The following is a 20,839-nucleotide window of genomic DNA, read 5'->3' as shown; positions in this document are numbered from 1 at the left end:
GGGGAAATGGTGCCCAGGGGCGGAATCGAACCACCGACACTGCGATTTTCAGTCGCATGCTCTACCAACTGAGCTACCTGGGCATCTTGGCGAAATCCGCGACCTGGAATCCATGATCTAGACCTTGCCTGCTTGCCGGGCCGCAGCCCGAAAGCGAGCGGGTTATAGCATGAGATTCCTGCCTGTCCAGCACCGCTGTGTCGATTTCGCCGGGAAAACATCTATGGCGTTGAAACGCCTGAAAGATCCGGGCTTTGCCTGCGTCTGCAATGCTCTGACCTGTCAATCTTGGGCATCATCCGAGGTCTTGCCCGGCATGTTGCCGGGTAGCGCGTCTTCCGCTTCGCCGTCGTCGCCAGGGATCACATAGACGCCCTTGAGCCAGCGGTTGAGGTCGATGTCCTTGCAGCGCGTCGAGCAGAACGGATAGGTATCGCGCGCCGAGGGTCGCCCGCATTCGGGGCAGGGCCGCTTCGGACGCAGTGGCGTCACGGTGCTGTCGTTGCTAGCCATGGTTTCTTCTCGTGCTGCGCCATCTTTTGCGCATCATGCCTTCCGAAAATCGATTCCGGTTTTCGGGCCGATGCGTTACGAAAGCCCGCGTTCCGGCCAGCCGCGATGGGTGTCGAAACCTTCGCCGGCAAGCAGCGCGGTGGTCTCGTAGAGGGGCAGGCCAACGATGTTGGAATAGGAACCGGTCATTTTGACGACAAAGGCGCCGGCCAGTCCCTGCACGCCATAGCCGCCGGCCTTGCCGCGCCATTCGCCGGAAGCGACGTAGCGGTCGATTTCGACCCGTGGCAGACGCTTGAAGCGCACGCGCGTTTCCACCAGCCGCTGACGATGTTTGCCGTCGGGTGTGACCAGGCAGATGCCGGTATAGACCCGATGCGAGCGGCCGGAGAGCAGCTGCAGGCAAAAGGCGGCATCGTCGCTGGTTTCCGCCTTCGGCAGGATCCGCCGGCCCACGGCCACCACCGTGTCGGCGGCCAGCACATAGCCGCGCTCGGGCTCGGTTTCGCCCTGCAGCGAAGCAAAAGCCTTTTCCGCCTTTTCCCGGGAGAGTCGCTTGGCCAGCGAACGCGGATGTTCGGCGCGCTGCGGCGTCTCGTCGATATCCGCGGGCAAGATACGGTCGGGCTCGATGCCGGCCTGCTGCAGCAGCTCGATCCGGCGGGGCGATCCCGAGGCAAGCACGAGCTTGTGCATGGTGCTCATCGCATCTGGCCCGCTACGATAATTTACTTGAAGCGATAGGTGATGCGGCCCTTGGTCAGGTCATAGGGCGTCATCTCGACCAGAACCTTGTCGCCCGTCAGAACGCGGATACGGTTCTTGCGCATGCGCCCAGCCGTGTGGGCAATGATTTCGTGTTCGTTTTCGAGCTTCACGCGGAACATCGCATTGGGCAACAATTCTGTCACCACACCCGGAAACTCGAGGACTTCTTCCTTCGGCATTCGATACCTTTGCTTGGATGGATTCCCGGCGGGCCGGCCGGAATTTGGCGCGGAACCTATATGATTATCGCCGCTTTGTGAACAAGCTTAATCGGCTTGTGCTCAGGCCTGTTCTCCGGCCTGTTTCAAGTCACCCACGCCAGTGCAGCACGCAGACCAGCGTGAACAGCCGCCTGGCCGTGTCGAAGTCGATTTCGATCTTGCCCGCCAGCCGGTCCATCAAGGTCTGCGAGCCTTCATTGTGCAGGCCGCGCCGGCCCATGTCGATCGCCTCGATGTGGCTCGGCGTCGAGGAGCGGATGGCGTCGTAGTAGCTTTCGCAGATCAGATAGTAGTCCTTCACGATGCGCCGGAACGGCGTCAGCGACAGGATATGGGTGACGACGTCCGCGCCATCCTCGCGGCTGATGGCAAAGACCAGACGCGATTCGGCAAGGGAGAGTTTCAGCTTGTAGGGGCCGCTGCCGTCATCGTTGACGGGGCTGAAGGAGTTTTCCTCGATCAGGTCGAAGATGGCCACCGCCCGCTCATGTTCAACGTCGGGCGTCGAGCGGCCGATCGTTTCGTCGAGTTCGACGTCGATCAGCCTCGCGTTGTTTGGCCCGGCTCCCGACATATCCGCCTACATGTTCAGCCGGATGGAAACGGAGCGGCCATGCGCGTCGAGCCCTTCGGCCCTGGCAAGCGCGATTGCCGCTGGCGCGAGCTGCCGCAGCTGCTCCGGCCCGAGCTTCAGCACCGACATGCGCTTGACGAAATCGAGCACGGAAAGGCCTGACGAGAAGCGCGCCGAACGCGCCGTCGGCAGTACATGGTTGGAACCCGCGACATAATCGCCGATGGCTTCCGGCGTATGGCGGCCGAGAAAGACTGAACCGGCATTGCGCAGGCGGGCAAGGAGAGCTTTGGGCTCATCGACTGCCAGTTCGACATGTTCGGCGGCAATGCGGTCGGCCAGTGGCAGCGCATCGTCCAGATTGCCGACCAGAATGATGCCGCCGAAGTCACGCCAGCTTGCCGCGGCGATTTCGCCACGCGGCAAGGTGGCCAGTTGGCGCTGCATCGCCACTTCCACAGCCGCCGCAAAGGCGGCATCGTCGGTGATCAGGATCGACTGCGCCGAGGCGTCGTGTTCGGCCTGCGCCAGAAGGTCGGCGGCGATCCAGTCGGGATCGTTCTTGCCGTCGGCGATCACCAGCACTTCGGACGGGCCGGCGATCATGTCGATGCCCACGGTTCCGAAGACCTGGCGCTTGGCGGCCGCCACATAGGCATTGCCGGGGCCGACGATTTTGGCCACTGGGCGGATGGTTTCCGTACCATAGGCAAGGGCGGCAACCGCCTGGGCACCGCCGATGCGGTAGATTTCGGAAACGCCGGCGAGATCGGCCGCCACCAGCACCAGCGGGCTGATGACGCCGCCCGAGGCCGGAACCACGATGACGATGCGTTCCACACCGGCCACCCTGGCCGGTACGGCATTCATCAGCACCGAACTTGGATAGCTCGCCGTACCGCCCGGCACATAGAGCCCGACCGCCTCGACCGCCGTCCAGCGCGAGCCGAGTTCGACCCCGAGCGTATCGGTGTAACGATCGTCCTTCGGCAGCTGACGCTGATGGTGCGAACGGATACGGTCGCGGGCGAACTTCAGCGCTTCCACCGTGTCCGGGTCGGCCGCGGCATAAGCTGCCTCGATGTCGGCGCGGGAAACGGCGATGCCGAGTGTGTCGAGATCCGCCTTGTCGAAGCGCTGTGTGTAATCGATCAGCGCCTTGTCGCCCTCGATGCGCACGCGGGCGATGATATCACGCACCACAGCCTCGACATCGGCCGAAACCTCGCGCTTGGTGGCAAGGAACGCGGTGAAGCGTGCTTCGAAATCCGCATCGGCTGAATTGAGCGTGACCGCCATCCGTCAGCCCCTGTGCGCCGGGCGCGAGGAGGCTTGCCAGGCGCCACCGAGATCGGCGAGGCGCGCCTCGACATATTCGACTTCCAGCATGATGGTGCCGTTGCCGGAGAAGATCAGTTCGATGATGCCGGCCGGCGGCGCGATCGGGATGAAACTGACGGCAAGCAGCGAAAGCACCTCGTCCGCCTTGTCACGGGCGATGCCGCTGGTCTTCACCGCCTGCACGCGCTCGAAATGCAGCACGCTTTGCCGGCGTTCATTGTGCTTGCGGAAGAAACCGGACCGCACCTCCCAGGCAAAGCGGTTCATCGGCATGACGAAGCGCTTCCACGTGGGCAGATATTCGAGGTCGCCCACCTTCATGACGGCATCCTGGACATGGGCCGAAATGATGCCCAGATCCTGGTCGTCCAGCGCCAATAACTTCAAAGCGTCCATGCGGATACCGCACCTGCGAAGGTTTTGTTGTCTCACCTTCTGTTAGGCGGTCTTTCTGGCGGGCGCAACCGGGAGAGGAGGGCGGTAGGGGAATAAGGGATTGAAGGACTAAGGCAGTAGGGAAGTAGGCAGTCGGCAGTAGGGAAACAAGAAAGCTGGCAGTATCCGGTGATACCGCTGGCTTTCTTTTGCCTTACTGCCCTATTCCCCTACTGACGACTGCCTACTGCCTACTTAGCCGCTGATCCGCTCAATCACCGCGCCGCAGCCCGACAGCTTGTCTTCCAGCCGCTCGAAGCCGCGGTCGAGATGGTAGATGCGGTTGACGGTGGTCTCGCCTTCGGCGGCGAGGCCGGCGATGACCAGCGAGACCGAGGCGCGCAGGTCGGTCGCCATCACGGGCGCGCCCTTCAGCTTCGAGACGCCCTCGACGATCGCCGTCTGACCGGAAAGCGTGATGTGCGCGCCGAGACGGGCCAGTTCCTGCACATGCATGAAGCGGTTTTCGAAGATCGTCTCGGTGATGCGCGACTTGCCCTTGGCCTTGGTCATCAGGCCCATGAACTGCGCCTGCAGGTCGGTCGGGAAGCCAGGGAACGGCTCGGTGGTGACGTCGACCGGCGAGATGCCGGCGCCGTTGCGCTTGACGCGGATGCCTTCGTTGGTCGGTGTGATCTCGGCGCCCGTCTGGGCGATCACGTCGAGCGCGTTCTGCAGCAGATCAGGCTGGGCGTCCTTCAGGAGCACATCGCCGCCGGCCATGGCGACAGCCATCGCATAGGTGCCGGTTTCGATGCGGTCGGGTATGACCCGCACGCTGGCACCGGAAAGCTGGTCTACGCCATCGATGGTGATGGTCGAGGTGCCGGCGCCGTGGATCTTGGCGCCCATGGCGTTCAGGCATTCGGCGAGGTTGACGACTTCCGGCTCGCGGGCGGCGTTTTCCAGTACGGTCTCGCCGCGCGCCAGAGACGCCGCCATCATCAGCACATGGGTGGCGCCGACGGAGACTTTCGGGAAGACGTAGCGGTTGCCCTTCAGCCGGTTCTTGGCCTTGGCGATGACATAGCCATTGTCGACGTCGATATCGGCGCCCAGCGCCTGCAGCCCGTCGATGAAGAGATCGACCGGGCGGGTACCGATGGCGCAGCCACCGGGCAGCGACACACGCGCTTCGCCCATGCGGGCCAGCAGCGGGCCGATCACCCAGAACGAGGCGCGCATCTTGGAGACCAGCTCATAAGGGGCGGTGGTATCGACGATGTCGCGCGCCGTGAAGTTGATGGTGCGCGAATAGCCGCCGCCATTGCCGTTCTGATGATCGCGCTTGCCGTTCACCGAATAGTCGACGCCGTGATTGCCGAGGATGCGGATGAGCTGCTCGACGTCGGCCAGATGCGGCACGTTCTCCAGCGTCAGCGTGTCGCCGGTCATCAGCGCAGCAATCATCAAGGGCAGGGCAGCGTTCTTGGCGCCGGAGATGGGGATGGTGCCGGCGAGCTCGCGGCCGCCGACGATCCTGATGCGATCCATGAAAGAGTGTCCCTCGGCCGGGAAGCCGGCTTAAATCGGTTGTGTTTGGGCCGCCCTCTAAACCATTGGTCGGTCCGGTTCAAGAAATAGAGCATGCCGCGCAAAAGTGTGCAGCGGTTTTGCGATAACGACATGCTCAAAATCAAAGGCCCTAATGCGCTCCGAGCGCATTAGGATTTCGTGAAGTCGGCGCAACAATGGCCGGCACTTGATTCCCTTACTTTTCTTTTTTCGGTTCCTTCGATGCGGCCAACCCTTCAGGTCTGGTGTCGGCTTCGCCGGTGCGGCGCGACCTGAGCTGCGCCTTGCGCTTCTGCAGGTTCGCACGCAGGGCATCCGCCAGCCTGGCCTTGCGGCGGTCACCCTGCGATTCCGGCTTGGTCTTGTCGTTCATGGTCTCGCGTAGTCCTTAACAAGGCATAACCGACATTGTGGCGCGGCCATGTCTGAACGTCTCTTGGAAATAGCTATTATAGCAACTTGCGCTTGGCGATTCATTGTGGCAGAAGGCGCCGCATTCACGATGCTGCCGTAGCTCAGTGGTAGAGCACTCCCTTGGTAAGGGAGAGGTCGAGAGTTCAATCCTCTCTGGCAGCACCATTCTCCTATCTCACGCCAGTTCGCTTTGCTTACGGCTCCGATGGGGCGGCCTGAACGGCCGACGGACAGTCGCTCCTTGCGAATCCTGCGGGTTCGAACATGCGGCATCGAACTGCACGATTTCTCCCAATAGAATCAACAAACCGCCTTGTCACTGTGCGCAGCCTGCACGGTCTGCCTCCCTACGGGAAGGCTCCCGGATTGCACGGTTCGCCCTGAGAAACGAGGCAGACTCGCGACGCCGGTCGTTCGATGGCGTTGTGACGATTCGAGCATCTCGGTGTCGAGTCAGGAGCTGTTCGCATGAGAACAAAATAGGAACAAAATCCTTGACGGGCTCTCCATCGCGATGGCAATCTGTTGCCATCAAACCGATGGAGAACGACTATGACCGAACCTGCGAAGGTCGCGGAGAGCGAAGCTTTTTCCCTGCGTCTGAATTGGCGGCAGGCGGATCGTGAAGCCGACTATGTTGCCGACGCCGACGGTTATGACGGCAGCGTCGGCCGCATCTATCTGCACGATGCCGGACCGCAGCAAGGCCTATGGTTCTGGGCGATGAACGCGCATGGTTCCGAGATCAGCCGCGACATCGGCAGTCTCAACGGTGTCGAGAAGTCGGCGCGTTCGGCAGCCCGCATGGTCGAGGGCGCCTGGTTCGCCGCCATCAAAGGATCGTCCCTTGACCGGCCGCTTCCGAAGCCGAATGCCTATGCTATGGCGAGAGCAGGAGAGTGAGGGTGATGCCCGGTACACTGACAGAGATAGGTGTCAGGGACGCGGTTCCATCGGACCTCGATTTCCTGCGCGAAAACTTGAGCACGCTCAACGATGAAATGACAACGCTTATCCGTAGCAATGGCCACTACCGCGAGGGCTCATCGGGTCTTAACATCGAAGCATGCCTGCAGAGCGAGGCGTTTCTTATCGCTGCGAAAGGCGATGAACGGCGAGGCTTTCTGTCGATCTACCATCCCGGCTCGACGAAGGGTGCGCTGCTCCCGTTGCGGCAGCAGGCCACAATAGACACCCTCTTCGTGTTGCCGCAGTTTCGCAGGAAAGGTCTGGCTTCGATGCTGCTCGAGGCGGCCGAAACGAAATGCCGTGGATGGGGCGCGGCCGGAATCGGCCTCAGCTTTCTCGAAGGAAATCACGCAGCGGCGGCTGCCTACCAAAAGGCAGGATATATGACGATCCGTCACGCAATGTGGCGATCGCTCGATTGAAGGCGCAAGCGGCGGCATCCTTACGTCATGTCTGCCGGTTGGCTGAATCCATCTGCTTTTAGAAGATCAATGAGTCGTTTGACGTCGGCGCGGCTGGTTTTTGCGGGCGGCACGAACGCGCAATAGGGATGACCGAGCCTGACCGTCGTCGACGATAGCGCGACGAGGCGGCCAGCTTCGAGATCGGCGCGTGCAAGGGCGTGTTGTCCAAGTGCTATGCCCAGTCCAAGCCGGGCTGAGGAAATGGCCAGGCTGGACAGGCCTACGCGTCTGCCGCGCGATGGATCAGGTCGGCGCGCGCTACCCTGTGCCGCGAACCACTCCGACCATGTCGGGTGCGAGGCATAGTTCGGCCCCCAATTGGTGTGGATGAACGCGCTTTCGTGGACATCGATGAGGCTGGCATCGTTGCCGAGACCGCGCGACAGTTCCGGTGAGCAGACGGGCAGAACCTCGTCATGCAGAAGCCGCACCTTCACGAGTTCGGGATAGTGGTAGTCGCCGTAGCTGATGCGGATGTCGACGCCCTGCCGCATGACGTCGATCGGATCTTCCTCGACGCGAATATCGATCGCGATGCGCGGATAGCTGTCCAAAAGCGCAGACAGCCGAGGCGCAAGCCAGTTTTCCGCGAGAGAAGACGGGGCGCTGACGACCAGGCGCATCCGCACTTCGTCCGACAGGATGCGGGCGGTGACCGCTGCGATGTCGCCCAGCGCGCGCGCCGTCTGCGGGTAAACCGCGTGGCCTGCGTCGGTCAATGCGATGCGGTTGCCCGTGCGCAGAAACAGCTTCTTGCCGAAATAATCTTCCAGGTTGCGCACCTGCTGGCTGACGGCAGCCGACGAGACGCCCAGTTCTCGGGCTGCAAGCGTGAAGTTGCCGGTCCGTGCGGCAACCTCGAAGGCCTTCAGCGCATTCAGGGGCGGAAGCCGCTCCATAACTCCCTCCATAAGGTTTTCTTTCGCAACCCTAATAATTTCGCCCGCTGAAGCGAAGATTTAATTGCGGCCACATGTGGATCACAGCCTTTGGAGGAAGCCATGAAGCACATCATCGATCTCGACCGTTTCCCTCTCGACCGTCCCGGCAGCGACGAATGGAACGCCCTCGTGGCTAAGTCGCGAGAGGCGCTTGTCGCGAATGGCATGTTCGATCTCGAGGGGTTTCTGCTGCCCGGTGTTGCCGAGCGGGCGGCAGCGGAGATCAAGCCCGCCATGGACAGCCGCTCCCACGAGCATCGTCGGGTGCACAACATCTATTTCAAGCCGCAGATTCCTGAACTGCCGGCCGACCACCCGGCGCTGCGCAAGGTTGAAACCGTCAGTCACACGCTGTGCGCCGACCAGATGCCCGAAAGCATCGTGCTCGCAATCTACGAATATGCGCCACTCGCGACTTTCCTGGCGGCAACGATGGATAAGCAGGCGCTCTATGTGATGGACGATCCGCTGGCGCGCGCCAATGTGATGGCCTACCGCGCGGGCGAGGCTCTGAACTGGCACTTCGACCGATCGGAATTCACCACCACACTGCTGTTGCAGGCGCCCGACGAAGGCGGCGCCTTCGAATACCGAACCGACCTGCGCTCCGACACCGACCCGAACTATCCCGGCGTCGCCCAATTGCTCGAAGGTCGCGATTCTCTCGTCAAGACTACGCGCCTCAAGCCGGGAACACTGAACATCTTCAGGGGCAAGAACACGGCGCACCGGGTTACGCCGGTAGCGGGTGACCGCGAGCGCATTATCGCGGTCTTCTCCTACTACGAACGGCAGGGTGTGATGTTCAGTCCGGAGGAGAGGTTCGGCTTCTACGGCCGAGCAGCGTGAGCGGGCACTCCCGCCCAGGCGTTGCCATCGCGGTTCACTCAAGGAGGCAAGCATGACGTTTCTCAGGCGCAACGGGTCGCCGGTTCCCGCTTCTGTGGAGCGGCTGGCACAGGCTGCACGCGAGGGGCGATACGACCGCCGTGAGTTTCTGGCGATCGCGAGCGCGATCGGTGCGTCGACTGCCGTGGCCTATGCCATGCTCGGTATCTCGGTTCCGGCCATGGCGCAGGAGGCACCGACTCCGAAGAAAGGCGGAACGCTGAAAATCGCGATGTTCGTCAAACCACTCAAGGATCCCCGCTTGTTCGATTGGTCGGAAATGTCGAATGTCGCCCGGCAGGTCGTCGAACCGCTGGTCAGGTATACGCGGCAGGCGACCTTCGAGCCGATATTGCTGGAAAGCTGGGAAACCAACGACGACGCCACCGAATATGTCCTGCACGTCCGCAAGGGCGTGACCTGGAACAATGGTGACGCTTTCAATGCCGACGACGTGATCTTCAATATTCGTCGATGGTGCGACAGCAAGGTCGAAGGTAATTCCATGACCACGCATATGGCGTCCCTGATCGATGCGGACACCGGCAAGGCGAGGGAAGGTGCTGTCGAAAAGGTGGATGATCACACGATCAAGCTGCGGCTCGGCGCGCCTGACATCTCCATCATACCGGGTATGGCCGAATATCCGGCGCTTCTGGTGCATCCGACATTCGACGAAACGGGCGCGGACCTGGTCAAGAACCCGATCGGCACCGGCGCATTCGAACTGGTCAGCTACGATGTCGGGCAGCGCGCGGTGCTGAAGCGTCGGGTGAACGGGGCGTGGTGGGGTGGCGAAGCATTTCTGGACGGGGTCGAATTCATCGACTACGGCACCGATCCATCAGCGATGGCAAGTGCATTCGAGTCCGGCGAGGTGCAGGCCAACTACGAGACGACAGGTGATTTTGTCTCGGTTCTCGACGACATGCGCCTGGTAAGGTCCGAGGCGATCACCGCCGGAACCATCGTGGCGCGGATCAATCTTGCCAACAAGCCGTATGACGACCCGCGCGTGCGCAACGCACTGCAACTGGCGGTCGACAACGATGCTGTGTTGAAGCTCGGCTATGGCGGTCGTGGAACGCCTGCCGAAAACCATCATGTCTGCCCCATCCACCCCGAATACGCCAAACTGCCTCCGATCGGCCGTGATCTCGACCGGGCCAAGACACTGATGGCTGAGGCCGGCCAACTCGACTTCGGGCACGAGATCGTCACGGTCGACGAGGAATGGGAAAAGAACACGGGCGACGCGATCGCGGCTCAGCTGCGCGAGGCCGGCTTCAAGGTGAAGCGAACTGTTCTGCCGGGCTCGACCTACTGGAACGACTGGACGAAATTCCCCTATTCGCTCACCAACTGGGCGATGCGGCCCTTGGGTGTCCAGGTTCTGAGCCTCGCCTACAAGTCTGGGGGCGCCTGGAATGAGACTGCTTTCGCCGACAAGGTGTTCGATGCCAGGCTGACAGAAGCGCTGGCAATACCGGATCCGGACAAACGCAGGGTGGTGATGGCCGACATCGAGGCCATCCTGCAGTCGTCCGGTATCATGATCCAGCCATTCTGGCGCAGCCTGTTCAACCACACCGCGCCTCAGGTCAAGGGCATGGAGATGCACCCGACCTTCTGCATGTTCCTGGAGACGGTCTGGCTTGACGACTAACATGCGACGATGGTCCCCGAGGGCGATCGTCACGATTTGCGCCAAGCGGATAGCGATGAGGCGCGCTACCACAACCGTTGAGCGTGCGTGCTCCAAGTCTCGGGAAAATTGCTCTAATGTCCCTGTGGAAAAGGCGATCCGCCAGCAGGCACGCCAGGCGCCATCGATAAATGGAACCTCGATGTCCTGCAGAGCTTTCGCGTCCAGCGGAACCAGGGAGACTGATGATGGAACCGAGCATCAAGAAGTTCTTCGAACGCTACGCAGGCTTTTTCAACCAGTCACTCGCCGGCAACATCGATGAGGATGAACTGGCGGCGCTCTACGCTCCTCAATTCATCGCGGCATCGCCGCGCGGGGTGATGACCGGCAGGAACGACGACCAGCTCAAGCGGACTCTGGCGCACGGCTACGCGCACTATCGGGAGATCGGCACGAAGGCGATGCGGATACGCGATATCCGTGTCACCCCCATCGATGAGCACCATTCAATCGCCCATGTCGCCTGGGCGGCAACCTATACCCGCAAGGATCAGCCGGACCTGTCGATCGATTTCGAAGTGCACTACCTCATGCAGACGCTGGACGGCCAGCCGAAGGTCTTCGGCTGGGTCGCGGGCGACGAGCAGGAACTTCTGAAGAAGCACGGCATCGGCTGAAGCCAGCATTTGCCATCGGCAATTCGATGAACGAAATCCGCGCGCCGTGCGTTCTGTCTTCCATGGAACGGACGATGATCGGGTTCGAGAGCTGCAGGGTCGAGACGGCGCAGGGCGGCGTGTTCGTGCATCAGGGCGGATCGGGGCCGGCACTGCTCCTGCTGCATGGTTTCCCTGAGACGAGCCTGATGTGGCGCGACATCGGTCCGACGCTCGCACGGGATTTCACCGTCATTGCCGCCGATCTGCCGGGTTATGGCGCCAGCGATTGCCCGTCTGCTGCCCAAGGACATGCAACCATGTCGAAACGCGCCATGGCGGCGACGCTCATCGAGGCGATGGCGGCACTCGGGCATCACCGCTTTGCGATGGCGGGTCATGACCGTGGCGGCCGGGTTGCCTATCGTGCCGCGCTCGACCATCCCGATGCGGTGGCCAAGGTGGCGGTGCTCGACATCATCCCCACTTTCGAAGTCTGGGACCGCGCGGATGCGCGCCTTGCCCTGGCGTTCTGGCCGTTCTCGCTGCTGGCGCAGCAGGCGCCGCTGCCCGAGCGGCTGATCGCCGCCGCACCGGAGGCGGTCGTCGACAATGCGCTGGACGAATGGGGATCGCCGCCCGGTGTTTTCCCGCGTGCCGTGCGGGACGCCTATATCGCCGCGCTGCGCGATCCGGCGCATATCCACGCGATCTGCGAGGAATATCGCGCCGCCGCCACCGTCGACCGGGAGCACGACCGGGCCGATCTGGATGCGGGACGGCGGATCGCTTGTCCGCTGCTGGCGCTGTGGAACGCGCATGGCGGCCTAGCGAGCTGGTATGAAGAGGCCGGGGGACCGCTGGGCATATGGAACCGCTGGGCGAAAGACGCGCGCGGCGAGCCTGTCGATGGCGGCCACTTCTTTCCGGAGGAGAAGCCGGAAGCGATCGCCCGCCTGCTGCGAGGCTTTTTCGAGCAGGCTTGATTCGAGGGATCAGCCGAGGTCGAAAGGGCTGACGGCTTACTCCGCCGTGAACGAATACGTCGCCCCGACGCCGAAGGTGAACTGGTTGCGCGAGCCGAGATCCTTGACGATCGGGCTGTCGGCGGCGTCGCCGACCATATAGTCGAAGCGCTGGTAGAGGGTGGTCGTCCATTCCTTCGACCATACATAGCTCTGCGCCGCCGAAAGGCCGACACTGACGAGACCGCCCTTGGGATCGAAAGCAGCCACGGTGCCGTTGCGCAGCGCCGCTTCCGGCGAGACGCCATATTTGAGATTCATGACATTGTCGTCGGCCAGCACCAGGCGTGGGCCGCCAGACAGCGTCAGCTGGCCGTAGTTCTGCACATAATCGGCCATCAGGTCGGCGCTGAAGCCGTCATTGGAACGCAGCCCGTGGCGCAGTTCTCCACGCAGCCGCAACTGATCCTCGATCGGCCAGAATTCGGCGAAGACACCGGCTTCCACCGTCCAGGGGTAGGTATCGAGCCCTTCCAGGCGGCCGCCTTCGCTGGAGCGGCCGGGGCGCAGGCTGGCGACCGGGCCGATGGCGAAACGCTTGCCGGTGAAGAAGGTGATGTCGAAATTGTCGTCGGGTGCGGAGAAGGTCTGCGGCTCCGAGGCGCGGCGGAACGAGATCGAAGGCATGCCGCCGAGGCCATAGCGCGATGAGCCATCCCATTTCGGGCTCACCGTCATCATGCCGCCGACGCTGATGATCCAGGGGTCGTTGGAGGCAACCGGCTGTTCGCTGACGTTATCGGCAGCCTGTGCGGAAACCGGCGAGGCAACGCCAATGGCGGCTGCCAGCAAAGCCGAATTGAACAGACCGCTGCCTTCGCGGCCGGGTCGGGAGAACCAACGCAAAACGAACCTCACTTCGCTGTCTTGGCGATCTTGATACCAAGTTTTTTGACCCGATGCCAAAGACTTCGTTCCGCAATACCCAGCCGCTCGGCTGCCTTCACCTGCACGCCGTCGCTCTCCTGCAGGGCGGCGAGGATGAAATCGCGCTCGATGCGTTCCATCTCGCTATCGAGATCGGATGGCACGGCAGGGGTCGTCGCTGCCTGCCGTTTCGCACGCGTGACATAACCCGGCAGATCCTGCGGGGTGATCACGTTGCGGGATGCCACGATGGTTGCCCGCTCAATGGCGTTCTGCAGTTCACGGATGTTGCCGGGCCATTGATAGGCAGAAAGAGCCGCCTCGGCTTCGGGCGCAAAGCCCGGGATCTTCTTGGTCATTTCGGTAGCGAAATGATTGAGGAAATGGCAGGCGATCGGCAGAATGTCTTCCTTGCGTTCGCGCAGCGCCGGCACGCGGATCGGATAGACGGCCAGCCGGTAATAAAGGTCCTCGCGAAAATCGCCTTCGTCCATCGCCGCTTCGAGGTCGCGATGCGTGGCGGCGATGATGCGGACATCCACCTTGACGCTGCGGTCGGAGCCGACCGGCTCGAAGGTCTGGTCCTGCAGCGCCCTCAGCAGCTTGGGCTGCAGCGAGGCGGGCAGGTCGCCGATTTCATCCAGGAACAACGTGCCGCCATTGGCGGTCACGAAACGGCCGTCGCGCGCGGCAACGGCGCCGGTGAAGGCGCCCTTGGCGTGACCGAACAATTCGCTTTCCAGGAGGTGTTCGGGGATCGCCGAGCAATTGATGGCGATGAAGGGGCTGTCCCGCCTCGGGCTGTTGAAATGGATTGCACGGGCGACCAGTTCCTTGCCGGTTCCGCTCTCGCCCTGGATCAGCACGGTGGCGCGGCTTGCGCAGACTTCCGCGATCTGCCGCAGCACCTCCGCGAAGGCCGGACTGGAACCGATCAGATTGCCGAAACTGTATCGGTCTTCCAGTTCCGCGCGCAGGCGGCGGTTTTCGTTGACCATCTGCGTCAGCCGCAGCGCCCGCCTGGCGGTCGCGATGACGTCATCGATCTCGAAGGGTTTCGAGATGTAGTCGAAGGCGCCTTCCTTCACCAGGGCGACCGCGTCGCGCAGCGATGCGTAGGCCGTCATCACCACCACGGGCAGGTCGGGGCGTTTGCTGCGCAATTCCTGCAGAAGGTCGCGGCCGTTGCGGCCGGGCATCCTGAGGTCGGTGATCACCAGCCCGAAATCGCCATTTTCGATCCGCTCCAGCGCGCTGTCGGCGCTGGTCACGAAATCGCTGGAAAGGCCGCCGCCTTCCAGCGCCAACGCCAGCGTCTCGGCAAGGCGAGGCTCGTCGTCAACGACCAGGATCGAACCAGCCTGCACTTCTCATACTCCATGTGGCCTGCGTTGCGCTTTGGGCGAGGCGGATACGGCGTCGAGGGGCGAAGAGCGTATAGGGACATACGGTCGAGCCACCCGACGCCGTAGGCGCCCGCCGAAAGGCAACCCGGAGGGCCGGTTGAAGAAGTCGACAGTGTGCGTCACCGCGCTTGCGCGATGCCCCGCATCGCGCCTGCGCACGGCTCCTACCCTGTCGGCTTCTTGAACCGGCGCAGGCCGCATCGAGTATGAGAAGTGCAGGCTAGCCATCTGCGCCCTTTTTCTGGTTCAACGGCAAACGTATAACGATGCTGGTGCCGCTCTCCAATGCACTGGTGCAGGTGATCGCCCCGCCATGATGTTCGATCACGGACAGCACCTTGGCCAGCCCGAGGCCGGTGCCCTTGGTCTTGGTGGTGAAGAACGGGTCGAACATGCGGTTGACCACGTCGGGTTCCATGCCGATACCGTTGTCGGCGATGGTCAGCACGGCTTCCGACGCCTCGTCATCGGCATGCGCGTTGACTGTCAGCTTGCCGCCATCGGCCAGCGCTTCCATGGCGTTGAGCACGAGGTTGATGATCACCTGGTGTATCTGGTCGCCATCGGCTTCCACCATCAAGCCGCTCGCCACCGTGAGCTCACGGGTGATGCCGCGCTTGTCGAGTTCCGGCGTCATGAAATCGATCGCCCTGTGCACGATCTCATCCAGCGCGAGGATACGCATGGTCGGCCGGTTCGGCCGCACATAGTCGAGCACCTCGGTGACCAGCCGGTCGATGCGGTTGACCTCGTCGAGGATGAACCCCAGCAGCCGTTCGTCTGGCTGGGTGAGATAGCTGCGCTGGGCCACCACCTGGCTCGACGTCTTGATGATGCCGAGGGGATTGCGGATCTCATGCGCGATGACGGCCGCCGCCTCGCCGAGTGCCGCCAGTTGCTCGCGCCGCCGCATCTCGCCTTCCATCTGCCGCAGCCGCTCCAGCTGGCGCGTCATGACGTTGAAGCCGCTCGCCACTTCGGCGAATTCCGGACCGTCGCCTTCGGACAGTTGCAGGCGGTAGTTGCCGGAAGCGACCTCGCGCAGGCCGCGCTTCAGGCTCTGCAGCGGTCCGGTCAGACGACGGGCCAGAACGATGCCGACGGTGATGGAAAGGCTGGAGGCAATCAGCGCCAGGATGGTGAACAGCCGCCAGTCGATCAGTTGCTCGAACACCGGCCGACGCGCGGCAAGGCCGAAGGTGACGATGCCGACCAGGCGGCCGGCATCGTCGCGAATGGCGCCGTAGCCGGTGGCCAGGCCGCCGCTGCCCTTGTCCGGCACCACGGTGTAGCTGTCACCCCTGTTCAGGATGGCCAGAACGTCGTCGGATACCGTCAGCGGATCGCCACGTCCTTCGCGCACGAGCGGGATCAGCGTGTTTCCCTGCAGGCGATAGGCATGGATGATGATCGCCGTCTTGGCGCGGGGTGCGGCGAAGAAGGAATCGTCGAGCTGGTTGGCGACCAGAACGTGCAGCACCTGCCCGTCGCGTTCGAACAGCCGTGCCGCGCCGACAACCAGCGCCGGCCGGTCGTCCTTGCTTGCGGTGAAGACCGAACGCGTCGAACTGCGCGGCAGCGGCATATCAAGCGTGGCGCTGCCATAACGGTAGAGCGTGTTTCCATTGTCGTCGTAGATCAGCACCAGATCATAGCCGACGGTGGAAAGCAGGTCCGAATAGACGCGCAGCGAGGTGGAGTTTTCGTTGACCTCGCCGGTCAGCGGGCCGCCATGCGCCGGCAGCGAGGCAGCAAGGATCGATGCGGCGCGGTCGGCCTCGTCCTCGCTGCTCATCGTTTCGCTGACCAGGAAGTCGGCGGCACGGCCCAGCCAGCGTTCGACATTATGCTTGAAGCTGGATGAGATCAGCACCGCCGCGACATAGGACGCGATCAGCACGGGCGGCACGGACACCGCCAGGAAGGCAAGCACCAGGCGCCAGCGCAGGGTCAGCCCGTTGAACACGACGCCTCCTGTTGTGGTCGCGGTTTCATTGCTGTGCCGCCGGGGAGCAGCGCTGCGCGGCCGGCAGGGCGTATCGTTTCCAGGTGAAGGTCTGGCCGAATGCCTTGACGCCGAGATAGCCGGTAACGGTCAGCTTGTCGGAGCCAGCCAGCTTCAGCGCCGCGTCATAGGTGTCGCCCTCCTCGGGATCGTAGATCTTACCGCCGTCCCAGCCGCCCGACTTGTCTGGGCTGAGCCCGCTCAGCACCGCAAGGCCGCAGATCGGCCGCTTGCGCAGCTTGCTGTTGGGGTTGTTCTGGTCGGTCAGCGCAGCACCCTTGTCGTCTGTCGGCGTCTTCAGCCAGACGATGTGACCGCACAGCTTGCCGTCGCAAGGGGCGATCTCGACTACGCCCTGGCCGTCATGGGTGAGCCAGGTTGTCGTGATGTCACCCTGTGCTGCATGCACGCTTGCCGTGAGCAGCAGCCCAGCCAGGCAGGCGAGCGTCCGCACCAGTTGGTGGGGAACAGGGTTCGTCATTCCGGTTTTCCTCGGCCGATCAGCAGGACGCCGGAGATGATAAGCGCAATGCCCGCTGTCTGCGGCCAGGAGAGATGTTCGCCGAACAAAAGCATGCCCGCCGCCGGCACGGTGACATAGGTGAGCGCTGAAAGCGGAAAGGCGCGGCCGAGGTCCATGCGCGCCAATATCAGCATCCACAGGACGAAAGTAAGGGCATAGAAGAATACCGCCAGCCAGAGCGCCGGCGTCGTCAGCGCCGCCAGCACCCAGACGATGTCGAGCGCGCCGGCGCCGATGCGTTCGCTCGCCCATTTGAAGGCGATCTGCGTTGCCGTGTCGACGACGACGAAGCCCGCGATAATGCCGCGCAGGCCGGAAGTGCTTGTGGCCGACATGGTCATTGTTCACCCGCCTTGGTCCTAGCGCGTGCCTCGCGCAGGTCTGGATCCCAGCGGTCGAGCGCCAGCCAGGGCGCGATTGCCGCGAGGCCGCGGTTGAGCAACCCGTTCGTGTGCTTGGCGAAGATGGCCGAAGGCACCAGCCGGCTGCCCATGCGCAGCTTGGAGGCATAGGCGGTCTGGCCGGTCTGCAAAAGCGGCCTTCCGATCTCCCTGCAGAACCGCAGATTCTCCATCCAGCTCACCACATAGAGATTGTGCTCGCGCGCCAGCGGGTAGGCCATGCCGAGGAACTTGTCGATCACGCGGTCGGCACCGACGAGCAGCAGGTTGAACGCGGCCAGCCTGTCGCCGATCCAATAGAGCTGGAACACTGCGTCCTTGCCGAGACGCTGCGCGATTTCCGCGAAGTAGGAACGCGGCAATTCCTCGAAATCGCCATAGCGCAACTTGCTGTTCTCCTGCGTCGAGCGATAGAGCGCGGCGATTTCGTCCTCCAGCCCGGCGATGTCGTTGCGCCGTTCGATGCGGACGGCGTTCCGGCTTTTCAGCTTGCGCCTGATGTCCTTGCGCGTGGCATTCGAAAGCCGCGCCAGATAGGCGTCTTCACTGTCGCCGGCATCGGCTACGGCCACCGGCAGGCTGGCCAGCCGCGTGAAGCCCTTGGCGGCAAGCAGATTGCCGACCAGCATCTCGTCCTCGGGCGCGACATCCTTGAACACGATGACAGCCGCTTTACACCTACGCGCTTCCCTCTCCACTGCATCGATCAGCGTGGCATGCGCCGTGGTGCTTTCGCTGGTCGAAAGCCAGTCGCGGCGCACGAAATGGCAATGGTCGGCCGTCGGCGAACCGACGCCGAGCAGGTCGAGTGCCAGCAACCCCGGAAACTGGTCGACCAGGCGCCCAGTCCAGGCACCGAGCGTCCCCTGGAATGGGGTGTCGAGCCGGTAGGTCAGCGAAAACAGGGGGGCTGCCATCGCCAGCCCACGGGCATCGTTCACGGTTACGGCCAGCGGCGCGCTACCGTCCGCCGCGGCTGAGACCTCGCAGGCGGCGTGATAGTGGATGCCTTCGGCATCGCTGCAACTCGTCTGAGGCCACGAGGCCGGATCGAGCGAGGACAATCCCGCCACGATCGCGCCTGATATCGGCATCGCGTCAGGCGACGACCTGAAGGCTTCCATGGTCATGCGAACCCGCGCGTTGATGGGACTGTGCCACGCTTTCGACGAAGGCGGCGGCTCTTGCGATGACCAGGCGGCGCTGCCGGTCGAGCGTGACCAGGTGATAGCTGTCGTCGAGCACCAGGGATTCGACCGTGCCGCCGAGATGGCGCTGGAAATACTCCATGTTCGACAGGCTGGCGATGTCGTCCTCGCGGGCATGCACCACCATCGTCGGCTGGCGCAGCTCCGGCAGTTCCGGCTTCAGCGCGTCGACCAACCGCCACAGTTCGCGCAGCGCCAGCGCGGGCGTCGCTTCGAGCCCGGCCGCGGTGGAATCGCCGGAGAACATCGACTGCGCCAGAACCATGCGCAGCCGCTCGTCCTTCAGCCCATAGGGCTCCTGTTCGACAAAACGGTATTTGCGGCCGCTCGGCGTGTTGATGAACAGCTTGAGCAGGAAACGGTACCAGGGGATAGACCAGCCGTCGTACCAGAGCGTCGGCGCGAACATGATGAGGCCGTGCACGCGCTGCGGCTGGCGCGCTGCCAGCATGGCGGCGAGCACGGCGCCCATCGAGAGCCCGCCGACCAGCACCACCCGGCAGCGCTGCTCCAGCGTGGTCAAAGCGTCTTCCGCGCTGGCGTACCAGTCCTTCCAGTTGGTGGCGATCAGGTCAGCTTCCGTGCCGCAATGCCCGGCCAGCATCGGGCACATTACCGTATGGCCGCGCTCGGCGAAATTGCGTGCCACGTTGTTCATCTCGATCGGCGTGCCGCCGAGGCCGTGCAGAAGCAACACGCCGACGTCGCCGCGCGGGAAGAAGATGGTGCGGTCTTTGGATTTCAGTTTCGTGGATGTTTCAACCATCAGATCGTACCTGCGACGAGAATGACGCCTGCCGTGATGAGCAGCGCGCCGAGCCATTGAGAAGGGCCGGTCTCTTCCCCCAGCCAGAGCCGCCCGGCAAGCGTGATGGCGAGGATGTTGAGACTGGCGAGGGGAAAGGCGATGCCGAGCGGCGCAAGCGTCAGTATGCGCACCCAGATGATGAACTCGGCGACATAGATGATGAGCCCGAGGCCGACCCAGCGGTCGGCGAAGAGGGCACGGGCGAAAGGTTGCCAGCGCTGGGCGGAAAATTCCGGCAGCGCGTCGGCTCCGAACTTGAAAGCGATCTGGCCGAACACATCGCAGGCGATCGAGAGCACGAACAGGATGATCAGCTCGGTGCTCATGCCAGCACCTGTTCGAGCCTTGCCACGATGCGGGCGTTGGTCGTGTCGTTGACGGCGGCCATCCCGGCGTCGAATTTCGGCTGGCGCGGATGGTCGAGCCTGGCCAGCGTGTAGCGGAACGGATCGCGGAACTCTGGCCGCGAATAGTCACCGCAGACGTCGACGCCGAGGACGCGCCGGTGCGCGGCCAGCCGTTCGATGGCGTGCAGCACCTGGTCGAGCCGCATGGCGCCCTGGTCCCAGTTGGTCACCGCTTCGCTGGTGGCCAGAACGTCCTTGTCGAAGGTGATCCACAGCGCTTCCGGCCCGAGCCGGGAAATCAGCTCGCCGACGAAGGCCTCCCAGTCTTCGTCTGCGAGGTTGCGCCAGATAAGCCGCTTGGCGAAGCCATCGCCAAAAGTGCTGGCGCCGCCTTTTTCGACTGCCTTGCCGACAAGCTGCGTCGTCGGCACGCGCCAGGCATACATTTCGAGGCGGCCGTCGCGGATCGCCTGGAGGTTGGCCGACTTGATTTGCGGCAGCGTGAGGTCGGTGCTGGTCGGGCCGATGGTGATGACGCGGGTCACATTGCGCCGCTCCAGCGTGCGGTTGACCCAGCCGCCGCAGTTGGACGTTGCGGGGAACGTCACCCAGTCGGGATGATTGTCGAACTGGATCACCGTCACCGGTTCCTCGGTCCGGCCAAGGAACAGGTCAGTGAGGTGATGGAAGTCGCCGGAGCCGTAGAAGATCACCTCGGTCCTGCCATCCCTGCGCGGACCGACCCGCTTGCCGAGTTCGCCGAGCGCATGCCTACTCGCAACGATGCGCAGCCGGGGCGCGAGGTCCCCGGCTGGCACGATGTCGGCTGGTTCGGTCCGGGTGCTGTGGAATCCCTGTCCCGTCACGGCGCCGTCGAGATCGACGATGCGTAGGCGCATACA

The 20,839-nt window shown here is 63.2% G+C and carries 24 protein-coding genes and 2 tRNA genes; 7 read left to right on the top strand and 19 right to left on the bottom strand.

What is annotated here, in order from left to right:
• Positions 1-7: 7 nt before the first annotated feature.
• The 9 genes from ACFWXH_RS21950 to ACFWXH_RS21910 all read right to left on the bottom strand — a co-directional run bounded on the left by ACFWXH_RS21950 (position 8) and on the right by ACFWXH_RS21910 (position 5,740).
• Positions 8-83, bottom strand: a tRNA-Phe gene (locus ACFWXH_RS21950).
• Positions 84-282: 199 nt separating this feature from the next.
• On the bottom strand, positions 283-513 hold the full coding sequence (yacG, locus tag ACFWXH_RS21945) for a DNA gyrase inhibitor YacG (protein ID WP_379123468.1): 231 nt from the start codon (positions 511-513) through the stop codon (positions 283-285).
• A 75-nt stretch (positions 514-588) separates the two neighbouring features.
• The gene (locus tag ACFWXH_RS21940) at positions 589-1,218 is read right to left on the bottom strand and encodes a Maf-like protein (protein WP_054310240.1); all 630 of its coding nucleotides are present in this window, start codon (positions 1,216-1,218) and stop codon (positions 589-591) included.
• A gap of 23 nt (positions 1,219-1,241) precedes the next feature.
• Positions 1,242-1,460 (bottom strand): translation initiation factor IF-1, encoded by a 219-nt coding sequence (infA, locus tag ACFWXH_RS21935; protein WP_006200926.1) that lies wholly within the window; start codon positions 1,458-1,460, stop codon positions 1,242-1,244.
• Positions 1,461-1,590: 130 nt separating this feature from the next.
• Positions 1,591-2,076, bottom strand: a complete 486-nt coding sequence (locus ACFWXH_RS21930) for a UPF0262 family protein (RefSeq protein ID WP_054310239.1) — start codon at positions 2,074-2,076, stop codon at positions 1,591-1,593.
• A 6-nt stretch (positions 2,077-2,082) separates the two neighbouring features.
• Positions 2,083-3,375: a histidinol dehydrogenase gene (hisD, locus tag ACFWXH_RS21925; RefSeq protein ID WP_379123467.1), complete on the bottom strand. Its 1,293-nt coding sequence runs from the start codon at positions 3,373-3,375 to the stop codon at positions 2,083-2,085.
• A gap of 3 nt (positions 3,376-3,378) precedes the next feature.
• Positions 3,379-3,813 carry a DUF2948 family protein gene (locus tag ACFWXH_RS21920; protein WP_054310237.1) on the bottom strand — a complete coding sequence of 145 codons (435 nt, stop codon included), beginning with the start codon at positions 3,811-3,813 and terminating at the stop codon, positions 3,379-3,381.
• 234 nt (positions 3,814-4,047) lie between these two features.
• Positions 4,048-5,346 carry a UDP-N-acetylglucosamine 1-carboxyvinyltransferase gene (gene murA / locus ACFWXH_RS21915; RefSeq protein ID WP_054310236.1) on the bottom strand — a complete coding sequence of 433 codons (1,299 nt, stop codon included), beginning with the start codon at positions 5,344-5,346 and terminating at the stop codon, positions 4,048-4,050.
• A 217-nt stretch (positions 5,347-5,563) separates the two neighbouring features.
• Positions 5,564-5,740: a hypothetical protein gene (locus ACFWXH_RS21910; protein ID WP_379123466.1), complete on the bottom strand. Its 177-nt coding sequence runs from the start codon at positions 5,738-5,740 to the stop codon at positions 5,564-5,566.
• 131 nt (positions 5,741-5,871) lie between these two features.
• On the opposite strand from ACFWXH_RS21910, the gene ACFWXH_RS21905 reads away from it, so the two are divergent.
• The 3 genes from ACFWXH_RS21905 (at position 5,872) to ACFWXH_RS21895 (ending at position 7,172) form a co-directional block, all read left to right on the top strand.
• Positions 5,872-5,946 (top strand) — tRNA-Thr (locus tag ACFWXH_RS21905).
• Between the two features lie 387 nt (positions 5,947-6,333).
• The gene (locus ACFWXH_RS21900; protein WP_379123465.1) at positions 6,334-6,684 is read left to right on the top strand and encodes a hypothetical protein; all 351 of its coding nucleotides are present in this window, start codon (positions 6,334-6,336) and stop codon (positions 6,682-6,684) included.
• Between the two features lie 5 nt (positions 6,685-6,689).
• Positions 6,690-7,172 carry a GNAT family N-acetyltransferase gene (locus ACFWXH_RS21895; RefSeq protein ID WP_379123464.1) on the top strand — a complete coding sequence of 161 codons (483 nt, stop codon included), beginning with the start codon at positions 6,690-6,692 and terminating at the stop codon, positions 7,170-7,172.
• A 20-nt stretch (positions 7,173-7,192) separates the two neighbouring features.
• Here ACFWXH_RS21895 and ACFWXH_RS21890 read toward each other — a convergent pair whose 3' ends face one another.
• Complete coding sequence (locus ACFWXH_RS21890; RefSeq protein ID WP_379123463.1) at positions 7,193-8,113, bottom strand: LysR substrate-binding domain-containing protein; 921 nt, start codon at positions 8,111-8,113, stop codon at positions 7,193-7,195.
• Positions 8,114-8,215: 102 nt separating this feature from the next.
• On the opposite strand from ACFWXH_RS21890, the gene ACFWXH_RS21885 reads away from it, so the two are divergent.
• The 4 genes from ACFWXH_RS21885 (at position 8,216) to ACFWXH_RS21870 (ending at position 12,333) form a co-directional block, all read left to right on the top strand.
• Positions 8,216-9,004, top strand: a complete 789-nt coding sequence (locus ACFWXH_RS21885; protein ID WP_379123462.1) for a 2OG-Fe(II) oxygenase — start codon at positions 8,216-8,218, stop codon at positions 9,002-9,004.
• Between the two features lie 52 nt (positions 9,005-9,056).
• Entirely contained in the window at positions 9,057-10,709 is a 1,653-nt protein-coding gene (locus ACFWXH_RS21880; protein WP_379123461.1) for an ABC transporter substrate-binding protein, read from the top strand.
• Between the two features lie 227 nt (positions 10,710-10,936).
• The gene (locus ACFWXH_RS21875; protein ID WP_379123819.1) at positions 10,937-11,368 is read left to right on the top strand and encodes a nuclear transport factor 2 family protein; all 432 of its coding nucleotides are present in this window, start codon (positions 10,937-10,939) and stop codon (positions 11,366-11,368) included.
• Positions 11,369-11,442: 74 nt separating this feature from the next.
• On the top strand, positions 11,443-12,333 hold the full coding sequence (locus tag ACFWXH_RS21870) for an alpha/beta fold hydrolase (RefSeq protein WP_379123460.1): 891 nt from the start codon (positions 11,443-11,445) through the stop codon (positions 12,331-12,333).
• Positions 12,334-12,369: 36 nt separating this feature from the next.
• Here ACFWXH_RS21870 and ACFWXH_RS21865 read toward each other — a convergent pair whose 3' ends face one another.
• From ACFWXH_RS21865 to ACFWXH_RS21825, 9 genes are all read right to left on the bottom strand, one after another.
• Complete coding sequence (locus ACFWXH_RS21865; RefSeq protein ID WP_379123459.1) at positions 12,370-13,230, bottom strand: MipA/OmpV family protein; 861 nt, start codon at positions 13,228-13,230, stop codon at positions 12,370-12,372.
• Positions 13,227-14,606 carry a sigma-54-dependent transcriptional regulator gene (locus ACFWXH_RS21860; protein ID WP_379123457.1) on the bottom strand — a complete coding sequence of 460 codons (1,380 nt, stop codon included), beginning with the start codon at positions 14,604-14,606 and terminating at the stop codon, positions 13,227-13,229. Before ACFWXH_RS21860 ends, ACFWXH_RS21865 begins: the two co-directional genes overlap by 4 nt.
• A gap of 259 nt (positions 14,607-14,865) precedes the next feature.
• Entirely contained in the window at positions 14,866-16,611 is a 1,746-nt protein-coding gene (locus ACFWXH_RS21855; protein ID WP_379123456.1) for an ATP-binding protein, read from the bottom strand.
• A 25-nt stretch (positions 16,612-16,636) separates the two neighbouring features.
• Entirely contained in the window at positions 16,637-17,131 is a 495-nt protein-coding gene (locus tag ACFWXH_RS21850) for a DUF2147 domain-containing protein (protein ID WP_379123455.1), read from the bottom strand.
• Positions 17,128-17,514, bottom strand: coding sequence for an EamA family transporter (locus ACFWXH_RS21845; protein WP_379123454.1), 387 nt, complete (start codon positions 17,512-17,514; stop codon positions 17,128-17,130). The genes ACFWXH_RS21850 and ACFWXH_RS21845 overlap by 4 nt, the downstream gene beginning before the upstream one ends.
• Complete coding sequence (locus tag ACFWXH_RS21840) at positions 17,511-18,704, bottom strand: GNAT family N-acetyltransferase (protein ID WP_379123453.1); 1,194 nt, start codon at positions 18,702-18,704, stop codon at positions 17,511-17,513. The genes ACFWXH_RS21845 and ACFWXH_RS21840 overlap by 4 nt, the downstream gene beginning before the upstream one ends.
• Positions 18,673-19,548: an alpha/beta hydrolase gene (locus ACFWXH_RS21835; RefSeq protein ID WP_379123452.1), complete on the bottom strand. Its 876-nt coding sequence runs from the start codon at positions 19,546-19,548 to the stop codon at positions 18,673-18,675. The genes ACFWXH_RS21840 and ACFWXH_RS21835 overlap by 32 nt, the downstream gene beginning before the upstream one ends.
• Positions 19,548-19,916, bottom strand: coding sequence for a hypothetical protein (locus ACFWXH_RS21830; protein ID WP_379123451.1), 369 nt, complete (start codon positions 19,914-19,916; stop codon positions 19,548-19,550). The genes ACFWXH_RS21835 and ACFWXH_RS21830 overlap by 1 nt, the downstream gene beginning before the upstream one ends.
• Positions 19,913-20,836 (bottom strand): hypothetical protein, encoded by a 924-nt coding sequence (locus ACFWXH_RS21825; RefSeq protein ID WP_379123450.1) that lies wholly within the window; start codon positions 20,834-20,836, stop codon positions 19,913-19,915. Before ACFWXH_RS21825 ends, ACFWXH_RS21830 begins: the two co-directional genes overlap by 4 nt.
• Positions 20,837-20,839 lie beyond the last annotated feature (3 nt).

The organism is Mesorhizobium sp. NPDC059054 (assembly GCF_042739215.1).
GTDB lineage: Bacteria > Pseudomonadota > Alphaproteobacteria > Rhizobiales > Rhizobiaceae > Mesorhizobium.
The sequence above is the reverse complement of the archived record's forward strand: the minus strand, read 5'-3'. Positions and strand labels throughout refer to the sequence as shown.

Excerpts from the sequence above, each read along its gene's own strand:
- ACFWXH_RS21885 (WP_379123462.1), top strand. The coding sequence starts at position 8,216 with ATGAAGCACATCATCGATCTCGACCGTTTCCCTCTCGACCGTCCCGGC.
- ACFWXH_RS21910 (WP_379123466.1), bottom strand. The coding sequence starts at position 5,740 with ATGAACGACAAGACCAAGCCGGAATCGCAGGGTGACCGCCGCAAGGCC.
- ACFWXH_RS21930 (WP_054310239.1), bottom strand. The coding sequence starts at position 2,076 with ATGTCGGGAGCCGGGCCAAACAACGCGAGGCTGATCGACGTCGAACTC.
- ACFWXH_RS21825 (WP_379123450.1), bottom strand. The coding sequence starts at position 20,836 with ATGCGCCTACGCATCGTCGATCTCGACGGCGCCGTGACGGGACAGGGA.
- ACFWXH_RS21850 (WP_379123455.1), bottom strand. The coding sequence starts at position 17,131 with ATGACGAACCCTGTTCCCCACCAACTGGTGCGGACGCTCGCCTGCCTG.
- ACFWXH_RS21890 (WP_379123463.1), bottom strand. The coding sequence starts at position 8,113 with ATGGAGCGGCTTCCGCCCCTGAATGCGCTGAAGGCCTTCGAGGTTGCC.
- ACFWXH_RS21870 (WP_379123460.1), top strand. The coding sequence starts at position 11,443 with ATGATCGGGTTCGAGAGCTGCAGGGTCGAGACGGCGCAGGGCGGCGTG.
- ACFWXH_RS21845 (WP_379123454.1), bottom strand. The coding sequence starts at position 17,514 with ATGACCATGTCGGCCACAAGCACTTCCGGCCTGCGCGGCATTATCGCG.
- ACFWXH_RS21875 (WP_379123819.1), top strand. The coding sequence starts at position 10,937 with ATGGAACCGAGCATCAAGAAGTTCTTCGAACGCTACGCAGGCTTTTTC.
- infA (WP_006200926.1), bottom strand. The coding sequence starts at position 1,460 with ATGCCGAAGGAAGAAGTCCTCGAGTTTCCGGGTGTGGTGACAGAATTG.
- hisD (WP_379123467.1), bottom strand. The coding sequence starts at position 3,375 with ATGGCGGTCACGCTCAATTCAGCCGATGCGGATTTCGAAGCACGCTTC.
- ACFWXH_RS21835 (WP_379123452.1), bottom strand. The coding sequence starts at position 19,548 with ATGGTTGAAACATCCACGAAACTGAAATCCAAAGACCGCACCATCTTC.
- ACFWXH_RS21920 (WP_054310237.1), bottom strand. The coding sequence starts at position 3,813 with ATGGACGCTTTGAAGTTATTGGCGCTGGACGACCAGGATCTGGGCATC.
- ACFWXH_RS21900 (WP_379123465.1), top strand. The coding sequence starts at position 6,334 with ATGACCGAACCTGCGAAGGTCGCGGAGAGCGAAGCTTTTTCCCTGCGT.
- ACFWXH_RS21840 (WP_379123453.1), bottom strand. The coding sequence starts at position 18,704 with ATGACCATGGAAGCCTTCAGGTCGTCGCCTGACGCGATGCCGATATCA.
- ACFWXH_RS21940 (WP_054310240.1), bottom strand. The coding sequence starts at position 1,218 with ATGAGCACCATGCACAAGCTCGTGCTTGCCTCGGGATCGCCCCGCCGG.
- ACFWXH_RS21880 (WP_379123461.1), top strand. The coding sequence starts at position 9,057 with ATGACGTTTCTCAGGCGCAACGGGTCGCCGGTTCCCGCTTCTGTGGAG.
- ACFWXH_RS21830 (WP_379123451.1), bottom strand. The coding sequence starts at position 19,916 with ATGAGCACCGAGCTGATCATCCTGTTCGTGCTCTCGATCGCCTGCGAT.
- yacG (WP_379123468.1), bottom strand. The coding sequence starts at position 513 with ATGGCTAGCAACGACAGCACCGTGACGCCACTGCGTCCGAAGCGGCCC.
- ACFWXH_RS21895 (WP_379123464.1), top strand. The coding sequence starts at position 6,690 with ATGCCCGGTACACTGACAGAGATAGGTGTCAGGGACGCGGTTCCATCG.
- murA (WP_054310236.1), bottom strand. The coding sequence starts at position 5,346 with ATGGATCGCATCAGGATCGTCGGCGGCCGCGAGCTCGCCGGCACCATC.